Origin of the sequence: Rhodanobacter panaciterrae (genome assembly GCF_014651895.1) — a bacterium.
Lineage (GTDB): Bacteria > Pseudomonadota > Gammaproteobacteria > Xanthomonadales > Rhodanobacteraceae > Rhodanobacter > Rhodanobacter panaciterrae.
Genome location: NZ_BMXT01000005.1, coordinates 36,543 through 57,618, shown reverse-complemented (window position 1 = coordinate 57,618; position 21,076 = coordinate 36,543). Strand labels below are relative to the sequence as shown.

Sequence of the window (21,076 nt, the reverse complement as noted above, 5' to 3'; positions counted from 1 at the left end):
CCGATTCAAAACGGCCTGCATGTATACACAATGCCCCGAATGCCTGTCCGTGTTTTCGCTGGATGCGCAGACGCTCGCGAAGGCGCACGGCCACGTCGTGTGCGGACATTGCGAGGCCAGCTTCGACAGCGTCGCCACGCTCACCGAACAGCTGCCACCTGAACCGTTCATCGAAATGGCGGTGAACGAGCCGGCGCTCGAACCGCCGCGCCTCGATCTGGTGGTCTATCGACCGCGACCCGCTCCCGCGGCTGTCGTCCAGGACGAGGCCGTCGTGGCAGCGACACCGGCCACCGAAGATTTCTCGCAGCTGGTGTTCGCACCGCGCTTTGCCCGCGAGCCACGGGCGAAACAGCCCAGGCGATCACGCCAGCGTGAGCCTCGCCGCCGCCTGCGCTCGTCCGGCGAGCGACGCTGGCCGTGGCTTGTCGCGTGCGTGCTGCTGATGCTGCTGCTCGCCATCCAGCTGGCTTGGGCCGAGCGCGACCCGCTGATCCGCAATCCCACCGTGGGTGGCTGGCTGCGCAGCAGCTGTGCCGTGCTCGGCTGCGAGGTGCCGCTGGTCGCCGCACCACAGCAGTTGCAACTGCTCGCCAGCAACGTGCAGGCGCATCCCAGTGTTGCCGGTGCACTGATGATCAGCGCCAGCGTGCGTAACGACGCGGTCTTTGCGCAACCGTATCCGATCGTGACGATCACCTTGTCGGACGCACAGGGTCAGCGCATCGCGATGCGCCGACTGCAGCCACGCGAGTACCTCGACGACAGCGCGATTCTGCAGCACGGCCTGGCGCCAGGCGCCAGCGCCGTGCTGCTGCTGGAGCTCGAAGACCCCGGCGACAAGGCGGTGGCGTTTGAATTCAACTTCGAATAGAGCGGCCCTGGTACTTAAAATTATCGGCTGGCACGGGTAGACTCGGTCCCTCGCGCAGAGTGCCGACCAGCATTCGATACACGCCGCGACTTGCAACGTCAGTCATAACCATAGGCAGTGGCCCGCACAGCGGCCGCTTCGTACGTGAGGGAAGATGTCCGTGAATGCCGCAAGACTGCCTGTTGTCGAGGCCGCCATACCGACCTCGTCGCAGAGTGCAGGCTCACATAGCGCCGGCCCTCAGCATGGCGGACCGCACAGCGTGGGATCTTCCAGTGCGCTGAGCGAGTGCGTCAGCCGTACGGTACGTCGCTACCTCGCCGACATCGGCGATACCGAGTGTGCCGAAGGTCTGCACGCGCTGGTGCTGCGCGAAGTCGAGTTGCCCCTGCTGCGCGAAGTGCTGGCCTTCCATGACGGCAACCAGAGCCGTGCGGCGAGTGCACTGGGCATCAACCGCGCCACCTTGCGCAAGAAACTGGCCGCTCACGGCCTGCTGTAATTCTTATCAGGGCCGCCCACCAAGGCCGCCCATCAATCAGACGGCTATAATGAGCGGCTTTCCCCTCCTGGAAACCCGCTCATGTCCACGCCCCAGCTCGTCCCGGTCCGTCGCGCCCTGCTCAGCGTTTCCGACAAGACCGGCCTGATCGATCTGGGCCGCCGTCTCGCCGACAAGGGTATCGAACTGCTTTCCACCGGCGGCAGCGCGAAGGCGCTGCGCGAAGCTGGCATCGCGGTCACCGACGTCGCCGACGTCACCGGCTTTCCCGAGATCATGGACGGCCGCGTCAAGACGCTGCACCCGAAAGTGCACGGCGGCCTGCTCGGTCGGCGCGGCACCGACGACGCGGTGATGGCCGAGCTGGGCATCGCGCCAATCGATTTGCTGGTACTGAATCTGTACCCATTCGAGCAGACTGTGGCGAAGCCTGCCTGCACGCTGGAGGACGCGATCGAAAACATCGACATCGGCGGCCCGGCGATGCTGCGTTCGGCGGCGAAAAACTGGAATGACGTCGGTGTGCTGACCTCGCCCGAGCAGTACGAAAGCGCGCTGGCCGAAATCGAACAGCATGGCGGCCTTAGCCGCACCACCCGCTTCAAGCTCGCCGTCGCCGCATTCAACAACGTCGCCAGCTACGACGGCGCGATCAGCGACTACCTGTCCGGCCTCGAACTCAACGAGACGCAGGACGCCATCACCGCTCATGCCGCCTTCCCGGGCCAGGTCAACGGTCGCTTCGTCAAGCTGATGGACCTGCGCTACGGCGAGAACCCGCACCAGCAAGCCGCGTTCTATCGCGACCTGTATCCGGCGCCCGGCACGCTCGCCACCTTCCGCCAGCTGCAGGGCAAGGAGCTGTCGTTCAACAACATCGCCGACGCCGACGCCGCGTGGGAATGCGTGCGCAGCTTTACCAAGCCGGCCTGCGTGATCGTCAAGCACGCCAACCCGTGCGGAGTCGCGGTGAGTCTGGACGGCATCGGCAAGGCGTACGACCTGGCCTACCAGACCGATCCGACCTCGGCGTTCGGCGGCATCATCGCGTTCAACCGCGAAGTGGACGGCGCCACCGCACGCGCGATCGTCGAGCGCCAGTTTGTCGAGGTAGTGCTGGCACCGGGCTACGCGAATGAGGCGCTGAAGGCGTTCGCCAAGAAGGGTAATGTGCGTGTGCTGGTGATCCCGCTGCCGGACGATGGCAGCCTGCTGCACGCCCATCCCGGCAACAACTCCAAGCGCGTGGGTTCGGGCCTGTTGATCCAGAGCGCCGACCTCGGCATGGTCGGCGCGGAGGATCTGAAGATTGTCACCCGCCGTGCGCCGACCGAAGCGCAGATCCACGATCTGATCTTCGCCTGGAAGGTGGCCAAGTTCGTCAAGAGCAATGCCATCGTCTACGCCCGCGACCGCCAGACCATCGGCATCGGCGCCGGCCAGATGAGCCGCGTCTACAGCGCGAAGATCGCCGGCATCAAGGCCGCCGACGAGAAGCTCGAGGTGCGCGGCTCGGTGATGGCCTCGGATGCGTTCTTCCCGTTCCGCGACGGTATTGATGCGGCCGCCGCGGCCGGCATCAGCGCGGTGATCCAGCCCGGCGGCTCGATGCGCGACAGCGAAGTGATCGCCGCTGCCGACGAGCACGACATGGCGATGGTATTCACTGGGATGCGTCACTTCCGGCATTAATGCCGGGCATATCTATTTCACTTCCGGCTTAATGCCGGAAGTAAATCAGGCAGCGCCGGCACTGAGGCATGCACACTCACGTTCCGTAGAAGCCGCTCGCTCCAGCATCGACATCTTCGCTCCGGAGGCTGCCATGCACTACGAGCTGTATTACTGGACGGGCATCCAGGGTCGCGGCGAATTCGTGCGGCTGGCGCTGGAAGACGCCGGCGCCAGCTACGACGATGTGGCCCGCATACAAGGCGATGACGCCATCGTGCGCTTCCTCGACGGCGCCCATGAGGGTGCGTTGCCCTTCGCGCCACCGTTTCTCAAGGCGGGCAGGCTGGTGATCGCGCAGGTCGCGAACATCCTGCAGTACCTCGGACCGCCACTCGGCCTGGTGCCCGACAGCGAAAGCCGACGGCTGTATGCGCATCAGCTGCAGCTGACCATCAGTGATCTGGTCGCCGAAGTGCACGATGCGCACCACCCGATCGCCAGCAACCTGTACTACGAGGACCAGCGCGTCGAAGCACAACGGCGTGCGGCGGCTCTGCGCGAAACGCGGCTGCCGAAATTCCTGGACTACTTCGAGCAGGTGCTGGAGCGCGGCGGCGGGCTGCATGCCGTGCGTGAACACTCCTACGTCGACCTCTCGCTGTTCCAGCTGATGGCCGGGCTGGAGTATGCGTTCCCCCGCGCGATGCAGCGACTGGAGCGTCAACTGCCCTTGCTGTGCGCGCTGCGCCAGCGGGTCGCCGTGCGGCCACGCATCGCGGCCTATCTCGATTCATCACGCCGATTGCCATTCAACGAAAACGGCATCTTCCGGCATTATCCGGAACTGGATGATCCGCGCTGAACGGTGCAGCTCAGAACAACGCGATCACCATCGCACCGGCCACGATCAGCCCGCCGCCGATCAGCAACGGCAGGCTCGGTTTCTCGCCGAGGAAAAGCAAGGCCAGCACGATCGCGATCGCCACACTGAGCTTGTCGATCGGCGCCACCTTGCTCACCGGCCCCAGCTGCAGCGCGCGGTAGTAGCACAGCCATGACAGGCCGGTGGCGATGCCGGACAGCACCAGGAACAGCCAGCTGTGCCATGGCAGCCCGGTGGGCTTGGCCCATTCCTGGCGCAGGCTGAGGATGCCGGCGGTGACGATCAGGATCACGATGGTGCGAATGAAGGTGGCGAGATTGGAGTTGATGCCGACCACGCCGAGCTTGCCGAACAAGGCCGTCAGCGCCGCGAACAGCGCCGAGCCCAACGCAAACAGCAGCCAGCTTTCACGCAGTTGCATCGCCCTGCCCTCCGTTCGACATCGATACGGTGTCGTCGCGGCGCGGCGGCAGCGACGTTCCAGACGAGGCTCAGTGACTCTCGTCGTCCGGCGTTGCCCCGCTCGAATCCTCGGCGGGCGGCTTGGCCTTGCCCCACTCCAGCACCTTGTACATCACCGGCCCCACTGGCTTCTGGCCGTGCTCGTCGACCACGCGACCCTGGGGATCGACCATGTAGGTCTGCGCGATGCCATTCTTCGGCGTCACCACCACCATGTAGACGCGGCCGTTGCGGCTGTATTCCTGGACGCTGTTGTCGCCTTCCTGACGGACCTTGATCTCCGGCAACGACTTGTCCGGCCCGGCGTGTGCCGTACCGCTGTCCTGCCTCGCCGGCAACGCCTGTGGCTTCAGATCCAGCGGGTGATGCGTCGGCGTGGTGGCGTGGGTCGCGCGGGGTTTGGCGGCAGGCTTGGGCGCCGGCGTCACCGCCTGCACGCCCGGATCATTGATCCCGGGCGGTGGCGGCACATTCGTCGAGGGAGACGACTGCGCGAACACACTGGAGGCGAACAGGACGCTGGCGGCAGCCAGCAAGGCAGCGGTTTTCATGGCGGCAACCTCGATCGGGGAGCTGAGCATACCAGTGCATCGGCCGACCTTCCGTGAAGCGGATTGACGCGTGCGAGAATGGCCCATGCCCAAATTAATCCTGATCGACGGCTCCTCCTACCTGTACCGCGCATTCCATGCGCTGCCACCGCTGAGCAACGCCCACGGCGAGCCGACCGGCGCGCTGTTCGGCGTAGTCAACATGCTGCGCGCCACGCTGAAGGCGAAGCCGGAGTATCTGGCCTTCGTCAGCGACGCCCCCGGCCCAACCTTCCGCGACGCGTTGTACGACCAGTACAAGGCAAACCGCCCGCCGATGCCGGACGACCTGCGCGCGCAGGTCGAGCCGATGCTGGCGATCGTCGGCGCGCTCGGCTTCCCGATCCTGCGCGTACCCGGCGTCGAGGCCGACGACGTGATCGGCACACTGGCCGTGCAGGCGCAGGCGCTTGGCATCGAAGTGCTGGTTTCCACCGGCGACAAGGATATGGCGCAACTGGTCAGTCCGCAGGTCACCCTGATCAACACCATGAGCAACACGGTGATGGACAGCGACGGCGTAATGGAGAAATTCGGCGTGCGACCGGAGCAGATCATCGACTTCCTCGCGCTCACCGGCGACACCGTCGACAACGTGCCGGGCGTGCCCAAGTGCGGGCCCAAGACCGCCGCCAAATGGCTGGCCGAATACCACACCCTGGACGGCGTCATCGCGAACGCCGACAAGGTCGGCGGCAAGATCGGCGAGAGCCTGCGCGAGGCACTGCCACGACTGCCGTTGTCGCGCGAGCTGGTGACGATCAAGACCGATGTGCCGCTGGAGTTCAGCCCCACCGACCTGGCCCAGCGCGACGCCGACACCGCGCAGTTGCGCGAGCTGTATGCCCGCTACGAGTTCAAGGCGGCATTGAAGGATCTGGATGCCGCCGCCGCGACGGGTGGGAGCGACTTCAGTCGCGACGCTCCCGCTCCGGTTGCCGACAAGAGCATCGCGGCTGAAGCCGATCCCACAGGGACATCGGAATTTTCGGCACCCGGCGAATACGAGCTGGTCACCACGCAACCGCAATTCGACGCGTGGCTGGAAAAACTGCGCCACGCACCGCTGATCGCGTTCGACACCGAGACCACCAGCATCGATGCGATGCGCGCGGATATCGTCGGCATCAGCTTCGCGGTGGAAGCAGGCAAGGCCTGTTACATCCCGCTCGGCCATGACTATCCCGGCGTGCCGCAACAGCTCGATCGCGACGAAGTGCTGCGCACGCTGAAACCAATCTTCAAGGATCCGGCCCGACCCAAGCTCGGCCAGCATGCGAAGTACGACATCAACATCCTGTCGAACTACGGCATCGTGGTGCAGGGCCTGAAGCACGATTCGATGCTGGAGTCGTACGTGTGGAACGCCACCGCCACGCGCCACGACATGGACTCGCTGGCGAAGAAGTATCTCGGCTACGAGACGATCAAGTACGAGCAGGTCGCCGGCAAGGGCGCCAAGCAGATTTCGTTCTCGCAGGTGGACCTGGACACCGCCTGCCGCTACGCCGCCGAGGATGCCGACATCACCTTGCGCCTGCACCTCGCGCTGTGGCCCAAGCTTGAGAGCGTGCCGGCGTTACGCAAGGTCTACGAAGACATCGAGATCCCGCTGGTGCCGGTGCTGGCCGGGATGGAGCAGCGCGGCGTGCTGATCGATGGCGACGAGCTGCGCCGGCAGAGCCAGCAGCTGGGCAAGCGCATGCTGGAGCTGCAGCAACAGTCGTACGCGCTGGCCGGCCACGAATTCAACCTCGATTCGCCGAAGCAACTGCAGGCGGTGTTGTTCGACGAGCTCGGTCTGCAGGCGAAACTGAAGACGCCGACCGGCCAGCCGTCGACCAACGAGGAAGCGCTGGAAGCGATCGCCGATACACATGAACTGCCGCGACTGATCCTCGACTATCGCGGCCTCGCCAAGCTGCGCTCGACCTACACCGACAAGCTCTCCAGCATCGTCAATCCGCGCACCGGCCGCGTGCATACCAGCTATCATCAGGGTTCGGTGGCGACCGGGCGGGTCTCCTCGTCCGATCCGAACCTGCAGAATATCCCGGTGCGCACCGAGGAAGGCCGGCGCATCCGCCAGGCGTTCATCGCACCGCCGGGATGGAAAGTGCTCGCCGCGGATTATTCGCAGATCGAGCTGCGCATCATGGCGCACCTGTCCGGCGACGAAGGCCTGCTGCGCGCATTTCATTCCGGCGGCGACGTACATCGCGCCACCGCGGCGGAAGTGTTCGGCGTGCCGCCGGAAGAGATCACCACCAACCAGCGCCGCGCCGCCAAGGCGATCAACTTCGGCCTGATGTACGGCATGAGTGCATTCGGGCTGGCACGCCAGCTCGGCGTCGACCGCGGCGAGGCCAGCGACTACATGGGCCGCTACTTCTCACGCTATCCCGGCGTGCGCGCGTTCATGGATGCGACACGTGAACAGGCGCATCGCGATGGCTACGTCGAAACCATCTTCGGCCGCCGGCTGTATCTGGAAAACCTCACCTCGCGCAACCAGGGCCTGCGCCAGGGCGCCGAGCGCGCCGCCGTGAACGCGCCGATGCAGGGCAGCGCAGCCGACATCATCAAGCGCGCGATGATTGCGGTGGCCGGCTGGCTGAAAGATCGCGACAACGCCCACATGCTGATGCAGGTGCACGATGAACTGGTGTTCGAGGTGCGCGCGGATGCAGTCGACGAAGTGCGCGCCGCGGTGATCGAACGGATGTCCGGCGCCGCGGAACTGGCGGTGCCATTGCTGGTCGATGTGGGTGTGGGTGCCAACTGGGACGAGGCACATTGAGCCGTTCCGGTGCATACCCTCTGCCACAACAACGACTTGGCGGTTAATTTTTCATGAGAATGAATCGTTTTTAAATTTCTTCAAAAATCCTGCAACTTTCTCGACAAATCACGCACTAACAGTACGGATGCACGCAACGGCATCCATGGCTGGCTCACCTCCCTGAGCCGCCACAGACGCGAACCTCTCCCCTGGGTCCCTCGCGTCCGCCCGGCCCCGAAGGTTCCCCCTAACCTTCGGGGCCTTTTTTTGCCTGCAATCTGGCCGGTACCCCCGGCCTGTACTTTTTGTGCACGCCGGCAGCCGGCATACTCGGGCCACATCCATCAAGGGGAAACCTCCATGCGCGCAGGACTGATCATCGTCGGCATCATCTTGCTGGTAGCCGGCATCTGGGTCGTCTCCGGGCACGCCAGTTATCAGGACACCGAGACGCTGCTGCAGGTCGGCACGGCCAAGATCACCGCCACTCACGACAAGGGCGTCCCCCAGTGGATCGGCATCGCCGGCATCGTGGTCGGCGGCCTGCTGGCGGTCGGTGGCTTCATGAAGAAGGGTTGAAGCTTCCGGAAACCGCCGCAGCCGCGGCGGTTTTTCGTTGTGGCCACTACAATGGGTGCGATGGATGTCTCGTACCTGATCGACCCGCTCAACGAAGCACAGCGTGAAGCTGTCTGCGCCCCGCCCGGCCACTACCTGGTGCTGGCCGGCGCCGGCTCCGGCAAGACCCGCGTACTCACCCACCGCATCGGCTGGCTGACCCAGGCCGAACGCGTGCCACCGTGGGCGATCCTCGCCGTCACCTTCACCAACAAGGCGGCCGGCGAAATGCGCGCGCGGCTGGAGGCGCTGATTCCCGGCGGTACCCAAGGGCTCACCGTCGGCACCTTCCACGGCATCGCGCATCGCCTGTTGCGGCGACACTGGCGCGAAGCCGGCCTGCCGGAAACCTTCCAGATCCTCGACTCCGACGATCAGCTGCGGCTGGTCAAGCGCGTGGTCGCCGGGCTGGGCCTGGACGATGCGAAGTATCCACCGCGCCAGGCTTGCTGGCAGATCAACAACTGGAAGGACGAGGGCAAGCGGCCGGACGGCATCGAGCATCGCGACCATCCGGTCACGCACACGTTCGTCAACATCTACAAGGCCTACGAAGACGCATGTCGTCGGGCCGGCCTTGTCGATTTCGGCGAACTGCTGCTGCGCGCGCACGAGTTGTGGTTGAAGAACCCGGCCGTGCTCGAGCACTACCAGCAGCGTTGGCGGCATCTGCTGATCGACGAATTCCAGGACACCAACACGCTGCAGTACGCCTGGATTCGCGTGCTCGCCGGCAGCGCCGGCAAGGTTTTCGCTGTCGGCGACGACGACCAGTCGATCTACGGCTGGCGCGGCGCCAAGGTCGAGAACATGGCGCAGTTCCTGCGCGATTTTCCCGGCGCGCGCACGATCAAGCTGGAACAGAACTACCGCTCCACCTCGACCATCCTGAAGGCCGCCAACAGCGTGATCCAGCGCAACGGCAGCCGTCTCGGCAAGCAACTGTGGACGGCGGGCGAGGACGGCGAACGCATCGCGCTGTACGCCGCGTACAACGAGCAGGACGAAGCGCGCTTCGTGATCGAGCGTATCCGCGAATACATCGCCGAACATGGTGCGGCGAAAGACTGCGCGATCCTGTACCGCTCGAACGCGCAATCGCGCAACTTCGAGGAACAGCTGACCCAGCGCAACATCAAGTATCGCGTCTACGGCGGCCAGCGCTTCTTCGAGCGCGCCGAGGTCAAGGATGCGCTGGCCTATCTGCGCCTCACCGCGAACCGTCACGACGACGCGGCGTTCGAGCGCGCGGTGAACACGCCGCCGCGCGGCATCGGCGACCGTACGCTCGATGCACTGCGCCGGCGCGCGCGCAGCGACAACACCTCGATGTGGGAATCGGCGCTGGTCGAGTTGAGCGGCGGCAGTGAACTCGCCGGCCGCGCGAAGAACGCGGTGAAGGCGTTCTTCGTGCTGATCGACGAGATGGCACGCGCATTCCAGCCACTCACGGCCGAAGACGAAAAGGGCGGCTTGACCCTCGCCGAACAGATCGACCACGCGATCACCCACACCGGCCTGCGCGACTTCTACGAGAAGGACTCGCGTGGCAACGCCGAGTCGCGGGTGGAAAACCTGGACGAGCTGGTCAACGTCGCCAGCCGCTTCGAACGCACCGCCGAGGATATCGACGCCGGCCTCAGCGAGCTGTCCGCGTTCCTGTCGCACGCCACCCTGGAAGCCGGCGAGAACCAGGGCGAGGCCTGGGACGACTGCGTGCAGTTGATGACCCTCCACTCGGCCAAGGGACTGGAGTTTCCGGTGGTGTTCCTGGTCGGCATGGAAGAGGGCCTGTTCCCCAGCCAGCGTTCGGTCGACGACGAAGGCCGGCTGGAAGAGGAGCGCCGGCTCGCCTACGTCGGCATCACCCGCGCCCGCGAAAAACTCATCGTCACCCACGCCGAGTCGCGCCGCATGCACGGCACTGAAATGCTGGCGCGCCCATCGCGCTTCCTTGGTGAAATCCCGGCGGAACTGATCGACGAAGTACGCCCGCGCGTGCAGGTCACCCGACCGATGTACGCCGGACGCCCACGCGAGACCTCGTCATCGCTGGAAGAAACCCTGCCAGTGAAACTCGGCCAGCGGGTCAGCCATCCCAGCTTTGGCGAAGGCGTGGTGCTCAGCGCCGAAGGCAGCGGTGCACACACGCGGTTGCAAGTGAATTTCGAAGGCGCCGGCAGCAAGTGGCTGGTAGCGGCATACGCGAACCTGACACCGCTGTAAGCCGGCGTACGTATTCGTCCGTTTGGCTCCACTCCACGCATGAAACTGCGTGGAGTGGATCTCGGTCGCGACGAGATCAATCAGCGCATTGGCTGTGCCAGCCCGGAACTGACCGAACTCAATCATCATGACCGACCGCAAGATCCTGATCTTCGCGACGGCCACATGAATGCTTGCAACATCCCGACGAAACTCTTGCATAGCCGGCGCGTTCAATCGCTAGTCACTTGTCGCCAGCGAAGAACCATCATGAACCCACCGGCCACCACGCAGGACGCGCCTGAACAAACCCGGCTCGATGAAAACATCTGCGTGCACATCTTCACCGCATCAGCTGCGATGGTGGGTGTCTGCCTGACGGTAGTCGGCATCATTCGCGTGGTGATTTCACAGCATAAATCCGACCTGTTCGCTGACGATCTGCTGGCCGTGAACGCGATGCTTTACCTGATCTCTTCCCTGCTGTCGTACTGGGCCTTGCGCACGCGCAACGTGACCAGGAACTATCGACTCGAACGCACCGCCGACATCATCTTCCTGGTCGCCTTGACGCTGACCGCGGTAAGTGCGGCCTATATCACCTGGGCGATGTCGGTGCATTGAAGCCAGCGCACCCGCTGCATGCGCGCTACTCACGCAAGCGCGGCACCCCATGCTCGTTGCGCTCTTCGATCGCGACCGGACGTGTATCGAGATGACCGGCTCGCTGTTCCGGCGGGAGCTGATCAACCGCATCGCCACGGATCAACGCCAGTGCATTGCGATAACAGCGTTGCGCCTGCTCCGCATTGCCCTGGCCGGCGAAGCTGTCGCCGAGCGCTTCCCACGCACCCGCGCTGGGCACCAGCGCGAGTGAACGCTGGAGATGCTGCTGCGCCTTGCCCCACAACTTCAGTCGCACGCACATGCGACCGAGCGTGAGCAGGAGTACGGCGTCATTCGGATGGCTGTCGTACCAGCCTTCGGCGCGACGCAGGCGCGCCTCGATATCGTTACCGCCGAGCGTGCCGTAGGTTTCGATCAGCAGCGGCGACCATTCGCGGCGCAACGCGGACTCCACTTCATCCATCGCCGGCAGAATCAGGCCGAAGCCAGCCGCGCGGCGCGCATACGCGTCGATCACCGCGGGCACCCGGCGCTGCGCCTTCGGCAGTTGCGACCACAGCGTGTTCAGTGCAGCACCATCCGGCGCGGCATGGATCGTCGCGGTGAGCACCCGTGCTTCCAGTAAAGCGTAGGCACGACTGCCAAGCGCGCCGCTCTTCTGCAGCGGATCGAGCGCTTCGCGGGCACGCCGGATATCGCCGTGCGCCAAGGCCGACAGCGCCAGCTCGCGCCAGCCACCCGGCGTCAACGTGCCCTTGTCGGATTCGGGAATCAGCAAGGCCAACGCCTCGGCAGGCTTGCCATCGCGACGCAGCACACGCGCACGCAACACGCGGGCGGCCTGCGGCGCGGACTGCGATGCCTGGTTCAATGCTTCCAGCGCACGCCCGTGTTCGCCGCGGCGCGAGGCCGCTTCAGCGGCAGCCAGCAGGGCCGGTCCGCGCAAGCTCTCGAGACGTGAAGCACGATTGAGGTCGCGCTCGGCATCGCCGTGGCGACCTTCGATCAACGCGATCAGGCCATCGCCCATGCGCTGCTGACTGAGCCGCCGATGCCGACGCGAGAATGCGCCGAACGGCCAGCGTAGCAGGCGCCACGCGGCGGTAAGCAACGCCCACGCCAGCAGCAAAATCAGAACCGCCGCGACCAGCGTGGTTTCGACCCGCCATCCGCGCATACGCAACAGCACATAACCCGGATCTTCAGCCACCCAGTGCCAGCCAAACGCGACCAGCGTGGCGACGATCACCAGCAGCAGGATCCAGCGCCACACCCTCATGGCCGGGCTCCGCCCGCCCGCACAACACTGCTGGCAGTAGCCGGCGCGGCGTTGGCAGCGGCCGGGCTGAGCGCATGCACCGTGCGCAGATTGCGCAGCTCGGTCAGTGCGGCACCGAGCTTCACCGGTGCGCTGGTCGGCAGCTGCGTGGCCAGTTCAGCGAGCGTCTTGTGCGCCTGCTGCACGGCCGGCGCGGTGTCGTCGAACTGGGTCGACAGGCTGCTGTCCACGCGCTGTAGCGCGGCCGCATAGTCCTTGCTGTCGTAGGCCAGCAACGCGGCCTGCGCCTGGGCCAGATCGAGCGCGGCCAGTTCGCGCGCGAAACGCGCGTCGGCCACCGCCATCGGCGCGCCGTTGTCGCGTTGCACGCTGACCACGCTGGCCAGCGCACGACCGATGCGCGACCACGCATCCGGCGTCTGCGTCGTGGTCGACGGATTGAGTGGCTTCAGCGGCAGGCTGTCGAGGGTGCCGCGCAGCTCGGTCAGCTGCTGCAATGCGCTGGCCTGGGTGGCCGGCTGACTCTTCGCCAGTGCCTCGCGTTCGGCGCCGATGCTCTGACGCAGCCCGCTGAACGCACCATCGTTGACCGCGGCCAGAGTCTGGTCGGCCAGCGCGTACGCGGCCGCCGCGCCCTGCGCGTCATGGAACAGCGTGTAGCGTTCGCCGGCCATGCGCAGCAGCGATTCGGTTTCATCCAGCAGCATCGCATCGTGGCCGGACAGGCTCTTCTCGGCCAGCTTCGCCACCGCGTCTTCGAGATTGCGCGTGCGTTCGGCCTGACCGAGCAGTTCCTCACGCAACGAACGGTTCACCGCCGCCGCGTCGTTGAGGCGCTGATTGAGGCTACCGCGTTCGCCGTTGACACCCGCCAGCGTGGTTTCCAGCGTCGCCACACGCTGCTGCAGGCTGGCCACGTCCTGGCTGTCGGTGGCATGGCCCTGCTCTTGTTGCCATTGGCGCCAACCGATGTAGCCGGATGCACCCACTGCGATCAGGGCCAGCAACACCGCCAGCGCCAGACTGCCGCCACCGCGCGATGCCGGCGCGGGCCGCGGGGCCGTGGGTCGTCCCGGGCGTGCTGGCAACGGATCGACCAGGATGGGGTCGGGACGGGCGCCCTCGGGCGCAGCGGGCTCGTTCGGCTTGTCTACGTTGCTCATGCGCACATGCTAGCAGCCCATACGCCCGCGTTCGTAGCACGATGGCGTGAAGGCTCAGCCCGCGCGCCGGGCTGCATCCAGCAGGTCGGCCGACAGTGCCGAAGCGGCCAGCACAATGCGGCTGAAACCGGCGGCGCGCGCGGCAGCGGCCAGTCGCTCACTGCTGACCACCGCGGTCGCTGCACACAGCCGCGCCCATGCCGGCGGCGGCAACAGCTGCTGCAGATTCTGCAATGCTTCCGCGCTGGACAGCAGCACCCGCGCCGACGCCGGCAACTGCAGCAAGGCGTCGACGTGACGACGATCGAGGCGCGGCGGTACCCGCCGATACGCATGCAGCTCGCGCAGTCGGGCACCGCGCGCGGCGAGCTGCTCGCGCAACACACCGCGACCACCGGCCGCGCCGATCAGCGCAACGCGGCGACCGTGCAGATCCTGCAAGGCGGGATGCTCCAGCAGGCCCTCGCTGTCCTGCCGTTGCGGTGACAACAGCGCAGCGATGCCATATCGACGCAACGCCTGCGCCGTGCCCTGACCCACCGCCAGCACCGTCGCCGTCGTCTGCAATGGCGCCAGGGCCGCCGCGTGGCGCACCGCCGCGGGGCTGGTGAACACCAGCAATTCATCCAGCAGCGCCACTTTCAGACCGGCACGTGCAACGGCCTCGTCGGCCGCCCCGCGCAAGGCCAGTCCCGGCAGCAGCAGCGGCATGCCGCCAAGCGCACGCACCCGGCGCGTCAACGCCGCGGCGGTGCCGGCGGGACGGGTGATCACCACGATCCGGCCGCGCAGATTCTCGTTGTCCACTGGAGATTGTCGCTGCATCCGCGTGCGTATCCGATTGTCGCGATGGCCGCAGTGTAACGGCGGCCCTACACTGGGAGGTCTTCCACTCCCCATGGACGCCCGATCAACGTGAGCACGACCGACGACACCACCGCGCAGGCACAGGCGCTGATCCAGTTCATCCGCGACGAGATTCCGCTGGCCCATGCGATGGATCTGCAGCTGATCCACAGCGACGACGACATGCTCAGCCTGCTGGCGCCGCTGGCGCCAAACGTCAACGACAAGGGTTGCGCGTTCGGCGGCAGCCTGGTCAGCCTGATGACCTTGAGCGGCTGGGCGCTGGTGGAGATGGCGCTGCGCCGGTACGGCCACGACTGCGATGTGTTCGTGGCCGAATCCCATGTGCACTACCTGTCGCCGCTGTGGCAGGACTTCCGCAGCGAGGCGCGACTGGCGGCAACGGCGAGTTGGGCCACGTTCTTCAACACGCTGACCACACGCGGCCGGGCACGCATCGAAGTCGCCTGCGTGGTGCCGGGCGATGACGGCAAGCCCGCCGCCACCTTGAGCGCGCGCTTCGTGGCCAAGCGACGCGACTAAATCTGACGCGATTGAACCGCCGGCACCTGCTTGAGGCAGAATGGCTGGGCATCCACCGGGAAGAAACCACCATGCGCCGCATTCTGAGCATTCTCGCCGTGTCGTCCGTGCTGTTGCTGGCGGGTTGCGCCACCAAGACCCGCAGCGACGCACTGACCACCACGCTCACCGCCTACGGCAGCACGTTGCGTTGGGGCGATTTCCAGAGCGCGGCGCAGTTCATCGAACCAGCCGCACGCGCCGCCCACCCGATGAGCAAGCTGGATATCGCGCGCTATCAGCAGGTACGTGTGAGCGAGTACGACGCTGGCGCCGGCCCGGTGCCGACCGGCGACTTCGACGTGCAGCAGACGGCGCAGATCAGCATCGTCAACCTGCATACCCAGTCCGAGCGCACCATCGTCGATCACCAGACCTGGCACTACGACGAAAAGACCAAGCACTGGTGGCTGACCAGCGGCCTGCCGGATATCACGCAGGACTGAGCCGGCCACGGCAGGCGCGCCGTACCCGTATAATCGACGGTTTACCCGAGCGCGTGCCATCGAGGCACAGTGGACTGACGATGAACGACATCCTGCACAAGCTGCCCGAATTTATCGGCAACCACGTGGCCCTGGCGGCCCTGTTCGTGATCCTGCTGGTGGCGCTGATCGCCACGCTGGTGATGGATCTCTTCAGCAAGACCAAGGAACTGACCCCGGCCGGGCTGACCTTGCTGATCAATCGTGAAACCCCGCTGCTGATCGATCTGTCGTCGATCGCCGATTTCGAGAAGATGCACGTGCCCGGCGCGAAGCACGTGGCGATGAGCCAGTTCGATCCGGAAAAGAAGGAACTGGCCAAGACTAAGGACATGCCCGTCGTGGTGATGGACAAGGACGGCCGCGGCAACTCGATCAAGGCCGCACAGCGACTGGTCAAGGCCGGTTTCGAGAAGGTCTACACCCTGGGCGGTGGCGTGCTGGCGTGGCATGCGGCGCAGCTGCCCGTTGCCAAAGGCAACAAGTAACCCGCTGCGTGATGCAGGAGTTCGCTCCTACAAAGAACGATCGTGGATGCCGGCACGCCCGGCGATGATCTGCGCCAGCACATCCGGCGCGTACTCGAACGAGTCGTAATACAACCGCTCTTCCGGCAGGCCGGCATCGAGGAACAACGGATGCGCGGCGTCGATCATCGCCGGCGGCCCGCTCATGTACAGGTCGTGGCCGGAAAGGTCGGGCTGGTCGGCCAGCAGCGCCTCGTGCACCAGCCCAATGCGCAGACCCGCGCTCTGATCCGGATCGGACACTACCGCGTTGAACTGCAGGTTCGGCAGTTCGCGCGCCCAACGTTCAGCCAGCGGGCGCAGGTACAGATCCGCGGCCGTGCGCGCGCCCCAGTACAACTGCATGGGTCGCCGTGTACCCAGCGCAATGAAGTGCTCGACGATCGCCTTGACCGGCGCGAAGCCGGTGCCGCCGGCCATGAACAGCATCGGCCGCTCGGAATCCTCGCGCGGCACGAAAGTGCCCAGCGGTCCCTCGATGCGCAGATGGTCACCCACTTTCAGCGTGTCATAGACCCACGAGGTAAAGCCGCCGCCCGTCACATGCCGCACATGCAGCTCGATCATGCCGTCGGCTTGCGGGCCATTGGCGATCGAGAACGGTCGGCGCTTGCCGTCCTCCAGCAGCACATCCACGTACTGGCCGGGCAGCCGATTGAGCCGGCGCTCACCGTGCGCCGGCAGCAGGCGCAAGCCGATCACGTCCGGTGCCAGCGGCCATTTGTCGGTCACCACCATGCCGAGCTGGCGCCGCGCGATGTCCTCGACCGAGGTCACTTCACGCGCTTCCAGCAACAGGTCGCTGCTCGGTACCGCCTGGCACAGCAGTACCGCGTGATGCGCCAGCGCGCTGGCACTCAACGCCAGCGGCGGGTTGCGCGGGTACTCGCAATGCCCCTGCAGCAAGGTCGCCTTGCAACTGCCGCAGACGCCGGCGCGACAGGAATAAGGCAACGCCACGCCCGCCCGCTGCGCCGCTTCCAGCACGGTTTCGCCGGCGGCGACCGAAAACTGGCGGTCGGAGGATTTGAGGGTAACGGTAAACACCAGGTGCATTGTCGTGGCGATCGCAGCGGACAACAATGCGGGCTCGCCACACAGGAATCAACGATGAGCCTCTGGAAGCAGCCACCCGACCTCGCCCGCATCAACGGGTGGAGCGCCAACACCATGATGGAGACGCTGGGCATCCGCATCAGCGCGATCGGCGACGACTGGCTGCAGGGCACCATGCCGGTCGACCATCGCACCCATCAGCCGTACGGCCTGCTGCACGGCGGCGCCTCGGTGGTACTGGCCGAGACGCTGGGCAGCACCGCCGCGATGCTCACGCTCGATCCGGAGAAGGAACTGGCGGTCGGCCTCGACATCAACGCCAACCACATCCGTGGCGTGCGTAGCGGTACCGTCACCGGCACTGCGCGCATGCTGCATGTCGGTCGCACCACGCAGGTATGGGAAATCCGCATCGAAAGCGAGGACGGCGCACTGGTATGCATCTCGCGCATCACCATGGCGGTGATCGCCGCGCGTACCGTGGGACTGCGTTGAGCGTGGCTTCCGCGCGAACGAGCCCCCCTCTCCTCAATCCTCTCCCACTAGGGGAGAGGAGGCGAACGCAAAGAGCATTTTCTTCATGACGGCGGACGCGCCCTACGCCAGCCTCACCCCCGACCTGGTGCTCGACGCGGTCAGCGCTTGCGGACTATGGCCGGACGGCCGCTTGCTGGCGCTGAACAGTTACGAGAACCGTGTGTGGCAGGTCGGGCTGGAAGAAATATCGCCTGTGATCGCGAAGTTCTATCGACCCGGCCGCTGGAGCGACGCCGCGATCGTCGAGGAACATGCGTTCGCGCAGGAACTGGCCGATGCGGAACTGCCGGTGGTCGCGCCGCTCGCATTCGCTGGTCATACGCTGCTGCAACACGATGGCTTCCGTTACGCGCTGACGCCACGCCGCGGCGGCCGCGCGCCCGAGCTTGAAGCACTCGATCAGCTGCAATGGCTGGGTCGGCTGATCGCGCGCATGCACGTGATCGGCGCACGCGCGCCGTTCGTCCATCGCGGCCGGCTCGATCGCGACACGATGGTGCAGCAGCCGATGCTGGCGGTGCTTGGTTCGTTGCTGCTGCCGACGTCGTTGCAGACGAATTACCGTGCAGCGGCGACCCGGCTCGATGCCGCCATCGCCGCACGCATGGAAGCGATCGGACCGGTGCGGCAACTACGCCTGCACGGCGACTGTCATCCGGGCAACGTGTTGTGGACCGATGCCGGCCCGCACTTCGTCGACTTCGACGACGCACGCACTGGCCCGGCGGTGCAGGATCTGTGGATGCTCGCCAATGACGAGCGCGCGATGAAGGCAGTGCTCGAAGGCTACCGACAATTCCGCGATTTCGACGACGGCGAGTTGCTGCTGATCCCGGCCCTGCGCGCGATGCGTCAACTGCATTACGCCGGCTGGATCGCCGCACGCTGGCACGATCCGGCGTTCCCCATCGCGTTTCCGTTTGCCGCCGAATCGCGTTGGTGGGAACAGCACCTCGCCGACCTGCACGAACTGGCCGACGAACTCGAATGACGATCAGCGACGCCGCTGCGGCATCCGCGTGCACCGGCTCGGCAAGAACTTTCATCCGCACGGCCAAGCAGGCATGCTTGGCCGGATATCCCGCACGAGCGTTCCCCATGAAGCGATCCAAGACTGCCGTATTGCTGCTGATGAGCACAGCCCCGCTGTTGCTGAGCGCCTGCGATCGCAGCGAAAGTGCATCGCGCGAAGGTCTGTACACCTCGGTCGAGGCCTGCGTGGCGCAGACCAACGACAGCGCCACCTGCAAGCAGGCGTTCGACAAGGCGCAAAAGGATGCGGCGACCACCGCGCCACGTTTCGCCAATCGCGAGGAGTGCGAGGCCAAGTACGGCAAAGAGCAGTGCGCCGAACGCAATGACGGCGCCAATCATTCGTTCTTCGGCCCGCTGATGACCGGTTTCTTCCTGTCGCAGATGCTGCGCAACGGTTCGCCGATGAGCGGCTTCAACAGTGCGCCGGCGTTCCGCGACAGCAACGGTGGCTGGCAACAGCCGGCCCCCGGTGGGGCTGGCGGCGTCTATCGCAACGGCGCCGGCAGCGCGATGGTGCCGATCAACGCCACTGCCGATCGCGCGGTCACCACCAGCCGCTCCGGCTTCGGCAGATCCGGCAGCAGTCGCGGCTTCGGCAGCTGATGCGCCGTGTCGTCTTGGCCGAGCGCCCCGATTGGCGCAGCAAGGCCGCCGAGTGCGGCTTCGGTTTCCATACCATCGACGATGCGCCGTACTGGGACGAATCCGCCTACTACGCGTTCAGCCTGCGCGAGATCGAGCAAGACATCGAAGCACCCAGCGAGGAACTGCACGCGATGGCGCTCGATCTGCTCGACGGCATCGTCGGCAACGAGCAGAAGCTACGCCAACTGGCGATTCCCGAGCCGTATTGGGACTGGATCGCGCAGAGCTGGCGCGAGCGCCAGCCGCATCTCTACGGTCGCATGGATTTCGGCTATGACGGCAGCGGCCCGGCGAAACTCTATGAGCTGAACTACGACACGCCGACCTCGCTGTACGAGGCCGCGTTCTTCCAGTGGCAATGGCTGGAGGATCAACTTGCACGTCGCCAGCTGCCGGCCGGCAGCGACCAGTTCAACTCGATTTACGAGTCGCTGGTGGAGGCATTCGGCACGATCGCGCGCGGCATCGCGCGACCGTTCCACTTCGCCGCCGTACGTGATTCGGTGGAAGACCAGGGCACCATCGCTTATCTGCGCGATTGCGCGCTGCAGGCTGGCATCGACTGCGGCAGCTTGGCGATCGAGGATATTGGCATTTCCGCCGACGGCCGCTTCACCGATCTGGACGACCGGGTAATCGGCTGCCTGTTCAAGCTGTATCCGCTGGAAGACATGTTCCGTGAGTCGTTCGGCCAGTACCTGCCGCGCTCCGGCTTGCAGCTGATCGAGCCACCATGGAAGGCCCTGCTCAGCAACAAGGGCATCCTGCCGCTGCTGTGGGACGCCCATCGGGGCCATCCGAACCTGCTGGCTGCCGCGTTCGACGATGGCGACGAACTGCCGCGCGGCTGGGTGCGCAAGCCATTGCATTCGCGTGAGGGCGCGAACATCGCGATGCGTCTGGACGACGGCCGCGAGTTGCGCACCGACGGCCCGTACCGCGAGGGCCCGTGCATCCGCCAGGCTTGCCATCCGCTGACCGGCTTCGACGGTAACTACCCGCTGATCGGCAGCTGGATCGTCGGTGACCGCGCCTGCGGCATCGGCATCCGCGAGGATCGCTCGCTGATCACGCAGGACAGCGCGCGTTTCGTGCCGCATGCCATCGTCGAGGAAACGCGCGGCGTGCTGATCGCCTGAATCGTGTTGTCGTCTGTCCACGGCATCGGCATCAAAGATCACGACGCCCTGCGCAGATCACATCGGTTCCGCTCGGCTAAGCTTGCGCTTTTTGAGCGAGGCCACCCGTGCGCAACACTCTCTTTCGCCTGATCGGCATCCTCGAAGTCGCTGGTGGCTTCTATGGCGTGGCCGCGATGCTGCATCGGCTGCTTCCGTTCGGCGCGCATGACAGTCTGGTCGCGCTGCTCGGCCTGGCGTTGTACGGCTTCGTGCTGGCCGCCGGCGTGCAGTTGATGACCGGCAGCGAGCACGGCGTGCGCATGTCGGGCTGGGCGCAGTTGCTGCAGCTGCCGCTGATCGCGTTCCCTGTCTTCAGTTACGCGCTGCACTGCGGCGCCTTCGTGAACGTGTTTGCCACGCTGCAGGCCGCGCCACGGCTGGGCATCGACTGGCATTTCGGCAGCCAGGGCTTCGTGCTGGCGGTGACCGGCCCGGCCGTCTCGCGGCTCGGCATCAACCTGCTGGCGCTGCTGTCGTGGCTGGTGCTGCGGCTGCGCTGAGTCATGTCTAACCGGGCGCGCAC

At 65.6% G+C, this 21,076-nt stretch carries 22 protein-coding genes; 16 read left to right on the top strand and 6 right to left on the bottom strand.

Translation table 11 applies throughout. The annotated features are described in order from the left end of the window. The first annotated feature begins 19 nt into the window (after positions 1–19). The 4 genes from IE071_RS15205 (at position 20) to IE071_RS15190 (ending at position 3,912) form a co-directional block, all read left to right on the top strand. Positions 20–874 carry a zinc-ribbon and DUF3426 domain-containing protein gene (locus IE071_RS15205; protein WP_189442445.1) on the top strand — a complete coding sequence of 285 codons (855 nt, stop codon included), beginning with the start codon at positions 20–22 and terminating at the stop codon, positions 872–874. A gap of 262 nt (positions 875–1,136) precedes the next feature. Further along, positions 1,137–1,376 carry a helix-turn-helix domain-containing protein gene (locus IE071_RS15200; protein WP_189442444.1) on the top strand — a complete coding sequence of 80 codons (240 nt, stop codon included), beginning with the start codon at positions 1,137–1,139 and terminating at the stop codon, positions 1,374–1,376. Between the two features lie 81 nt (positions 1,377–1,457). Continuing rightward, positions 1,458–3,068: a bifunctional phosphoribosylaminoimidazolecarboxamide formyltransferase/IMP cyclohydrolase gene (purH, locus tag IE071_RS15195; protein ID WP_189442443.1), complete on the top strand. Its 1,611-nt coding sequence runs from the start codon at positions 1,458–1,460 to the stop codon at positions 3,066–3,068. Positions 3,069–3,201: 133 nt separating this feature from the next. Further along, on the top strand, positions 3,202–3,912 hold the full coding sequence (locus IE071_RS15190; protein WP_189442442.1) for a glutathione S-transferase: 711 nt from the start codon (positions 3,202–3,204) through the stop codon (positions 3,910–3,912). Positions 3,913–3,922: 10 nt separating this feature from the next. Here the strand turns inward: IE071_RS15190 and IE071_RS15185 are convergent, their stop codons facing one another. After that, complete coding sequence (locus IE071_RS15185) at positions 3,923–4,354, bottom strand: EamA family transporter (RefSeq protein ID WP_189442441.1); 432 nt, start codon at positions 4,352–4,354, stop codon at positions 3,923–3,925. A gap of 70 nt (positions 4,355–4,424) precedes the next feature. Beyond that, positions 4,425–4,946, bottom strand: a complete 522-nt coding sequence (locus IE071_RS15180; RefSeq protein WP_189442440.1) for a DUF2782 domain-containing protein — start codon at positions 4,944–4,946, stop codon at positions 4,425–4,427. An 85-nt stretch (positions 4,947–5,031) separates the two neighbouring features. Here IE071_RS15180 and polA point away from each other — a divergent pair, with 85 nt between their 5' ends. The 4 genes from polA to IE071_RS15895 all read left to right on the top strand — a co-directional run bounded on the left by polA (position 5,032) and on the right by IE071_RS15895 (position 11,214). Beyond that, positions 5,032–7,785: a DNA polymerase I gene (polA, locus tag IE071_RS15175; protein ID WP_189442439.1), complete on the top strand. Its 2,754-nt coding sequence runs from the start codon at positions 5,032–5,034 to the stop codon at positions 7,783–7,785. A gap of 342 nt (positions 7,786–8,127) precedes the next feature. Next, positions 8,128–8,346, top strand: a complete 219-nt coding sequence (locus IE071_RS15170; RefSeq protein ID WP_189442438.1) for a hypothetical protein — start codon at positions 8,128–8,130, stop codon at positions 8,344–8,346. Positions 8,347–8,406: 60 nt separating this feature from the next. Next, the gene (uvrD, locus tag IE071_RS15165; protein WP_189442506.1) at positions 8,407–10,611 is read left to right on the top strand and encodes a DNA helicase II; all 2,205 of its coding nucleotides are present in this window, start codon (positions 8,407–8,409) and stop codon (positions 10,609–10,611) included. 54 nt (positions 10,612–10,665) lie between these two features. Then, positions 10,666–11,214: a hypothetical protein gene (locus IE071_RS15895; RefSeq protein WP_229792937.1), complete on the top strand. Its 549-nt coding sequence runs from the start codon at positions 10,666–10,668 to the stop codon at positions 11,212–11,214. 25 nt (positions 11,215–11,239) lie between these two features. Here the strand turns inward: IE071_RS15895 and IE071_RS15155 are convergent, their stop codons facing one another. Genes IE071_RS15155 through IE071_RS15145 form a run of 3 tightly spaced genes read right to left on the bottom strand, consistent with a single transcriptional unit; the run spans position 11,240 to position 14,484 of the window. Beyond that, positions 11,240–12,496 carry a heme biosynthesis protein HemY gene (locus IE071_RS15155; protein WP_189442437.1) on the bottom strand — a complete coding sequence of 419 codons (1,257 nt, stop codon included), beginning with the start codon at positions 12,494–12,496 and terminating at the stop codon, positions 11,240–11,242. Then, positions 12,493–13,659 (bottom strand): uroporphyrinogen-III C-methyltransferase, encoded by a 1,167-nt coding sequence (locus IE071_RS15150; protein WP_189442436.1) that lies wholly within the window; start codon positions 13,657–13,659, stop codon positions 12,493–12,495. Before IE071_RS15150 ends, IE071_RS15155 begins: the two co-directional genes overlap by 4 nt. A 54-nt stretch (positions 13,660–13,713) precedes the next feature. Beyond that, on the bottom strand, positions 13,714–14,484 hold the full coding sequence (locus IE071_RS15145; RefSeq protein WP_189442435.1) for a uroporphyrinogen-III synthase: 771 nt from the start codon (positions 14,482–14,484) through the stop codon (positions 13,714–13,716). Between the two features lie 90 nt (positions 14,485–14,574). Here IE071_RS15145 and IE071_RS15140 point away from each other — a divergent pair, with 90 nt between their 5' ends. The 3 genes from IE071_RS15140 (at position 14,575) to IE071_RS15130 (ending at position 16,060) form a co-directional block, all read left to right on the top strand. Beyond that, on the top strand, positions 14,575–15,048 hold the full coding sequence (locus IE071_RS15140; RefSeq protein WP_189442434.1) for a YiiD C-terminal domain-containing protein: 474 nt from the start codon (positions 14,575–14,577) through the stop codon (positions 15,046–15,048). Between the two features lie 71 nt (positions 15,049–15,119). Then, positions 15,120–15,533, top strand: coding sequence for a hypothetical protein (locus IE071_RS15135; protein ID WP_189442433.1), 414 nt, complete (start codon positions 15,120–15,122; stop codon positions 15,531–15,533). Positions 15,534–15,613: 80 nt separating this feature from the next. Further along, on the top strand, positions 15,614–16,060 hold the full coding sequence (locus IE071_RS15130; protein WP_189442432.1) for a rhodanese-like domain-containing protein: 447 nt from the start codon (positions 15,614–15,616) through the stop codon (positions 16,058–16,060). 27 nt (positions 16,061–16,087) lie between these two features. Here IE071_RS15130 and IE071_RS15125 read toward each other — a convergent pair whose 3' ends face one another. After that, complete coding sequence (locus IE071_RS15125) at positions 16,088–17,155, bottom strand: 2Fe-2S iron-sulfur cluster-binding protein (protein ID WP_189442504.1); 1,068 nt, start codon at positions 17,153–17,155, stop codon at positions 16,088–16,090. 54 nt (positions 17,156–17,209) lie between these two features. Here IE071_RS15125 and IE071_RS15120 point away from each other — a divergent pair, with 54 nt between their 5' ends. The 5 genes from IE071_RS15120 to IE071_RS15100 all read left to right on the top strand — a co-directional run bounded on the left by IE071_RS15120 (position 17,210) and on the right by IE071_RS15100 (position 21,053). Next, positions 17,210–17,650, top strand: a complete 441-nt coding sequence (locus IE071_RS15120) for a hotdog fold thioesterase (protein WP_189442431.1) — start codon at positions 17,210–17,212, stop codon at positions 17,648–17,650. 85 nt (positions 17,651–17,735) lie between these two features. Next, positions 17,736–18,683 carry a serine/threonine protein kinase gene (locus tag IE071_RS15115; protein ID WP_189442430.1) on the top strand — a complete coding sequence of 316 codons (948 nt, stop codon included), beginning with the start codon at positions 17,736–17,738 and terminating at the stop codon, positions 18,681–18,683. 107 nt (positions 18,684–18,790) lie between these two features. Next, positions 18,791–19,330: a DUF1190 domain-containing protein gene (locus tag IE071_RS15110; protein WP_189442429.1), complete on the top strand. Its 540-nt coding sequence runs from the start codon at positions 18,791–18,793 to the stop codon at positions 19,328–19,330. Beyond that, positions 19,330–20,511 (top strand): glutathionylspermidine synthase family protein, encoded by a 1,182-nt coding sequence (locus IE071_RS15105; RefSeq protein ID WP_189442428.1) that lies wholly within the window; start codon positions 19,330–19,332, stop codon positions 20,509–20,511. Before IE071_RS15110 ends, IE071_RS15105 begins: the two co-directional genes overlap by 1 nt. Before the next feature lie 107 nt (positions 20,512–20,618). After that, positions 20,619–21,053, top strand: coding sequence for a hypothetical protein (locus IE071_RS15100; protein ID WP_189442427.1), 435 nt, complete (start codon positions 20,619–20,621; stop codon positions 21,051–21,053). Positions 21,054–21,076 lie beyond the last annotated feature (23 nt).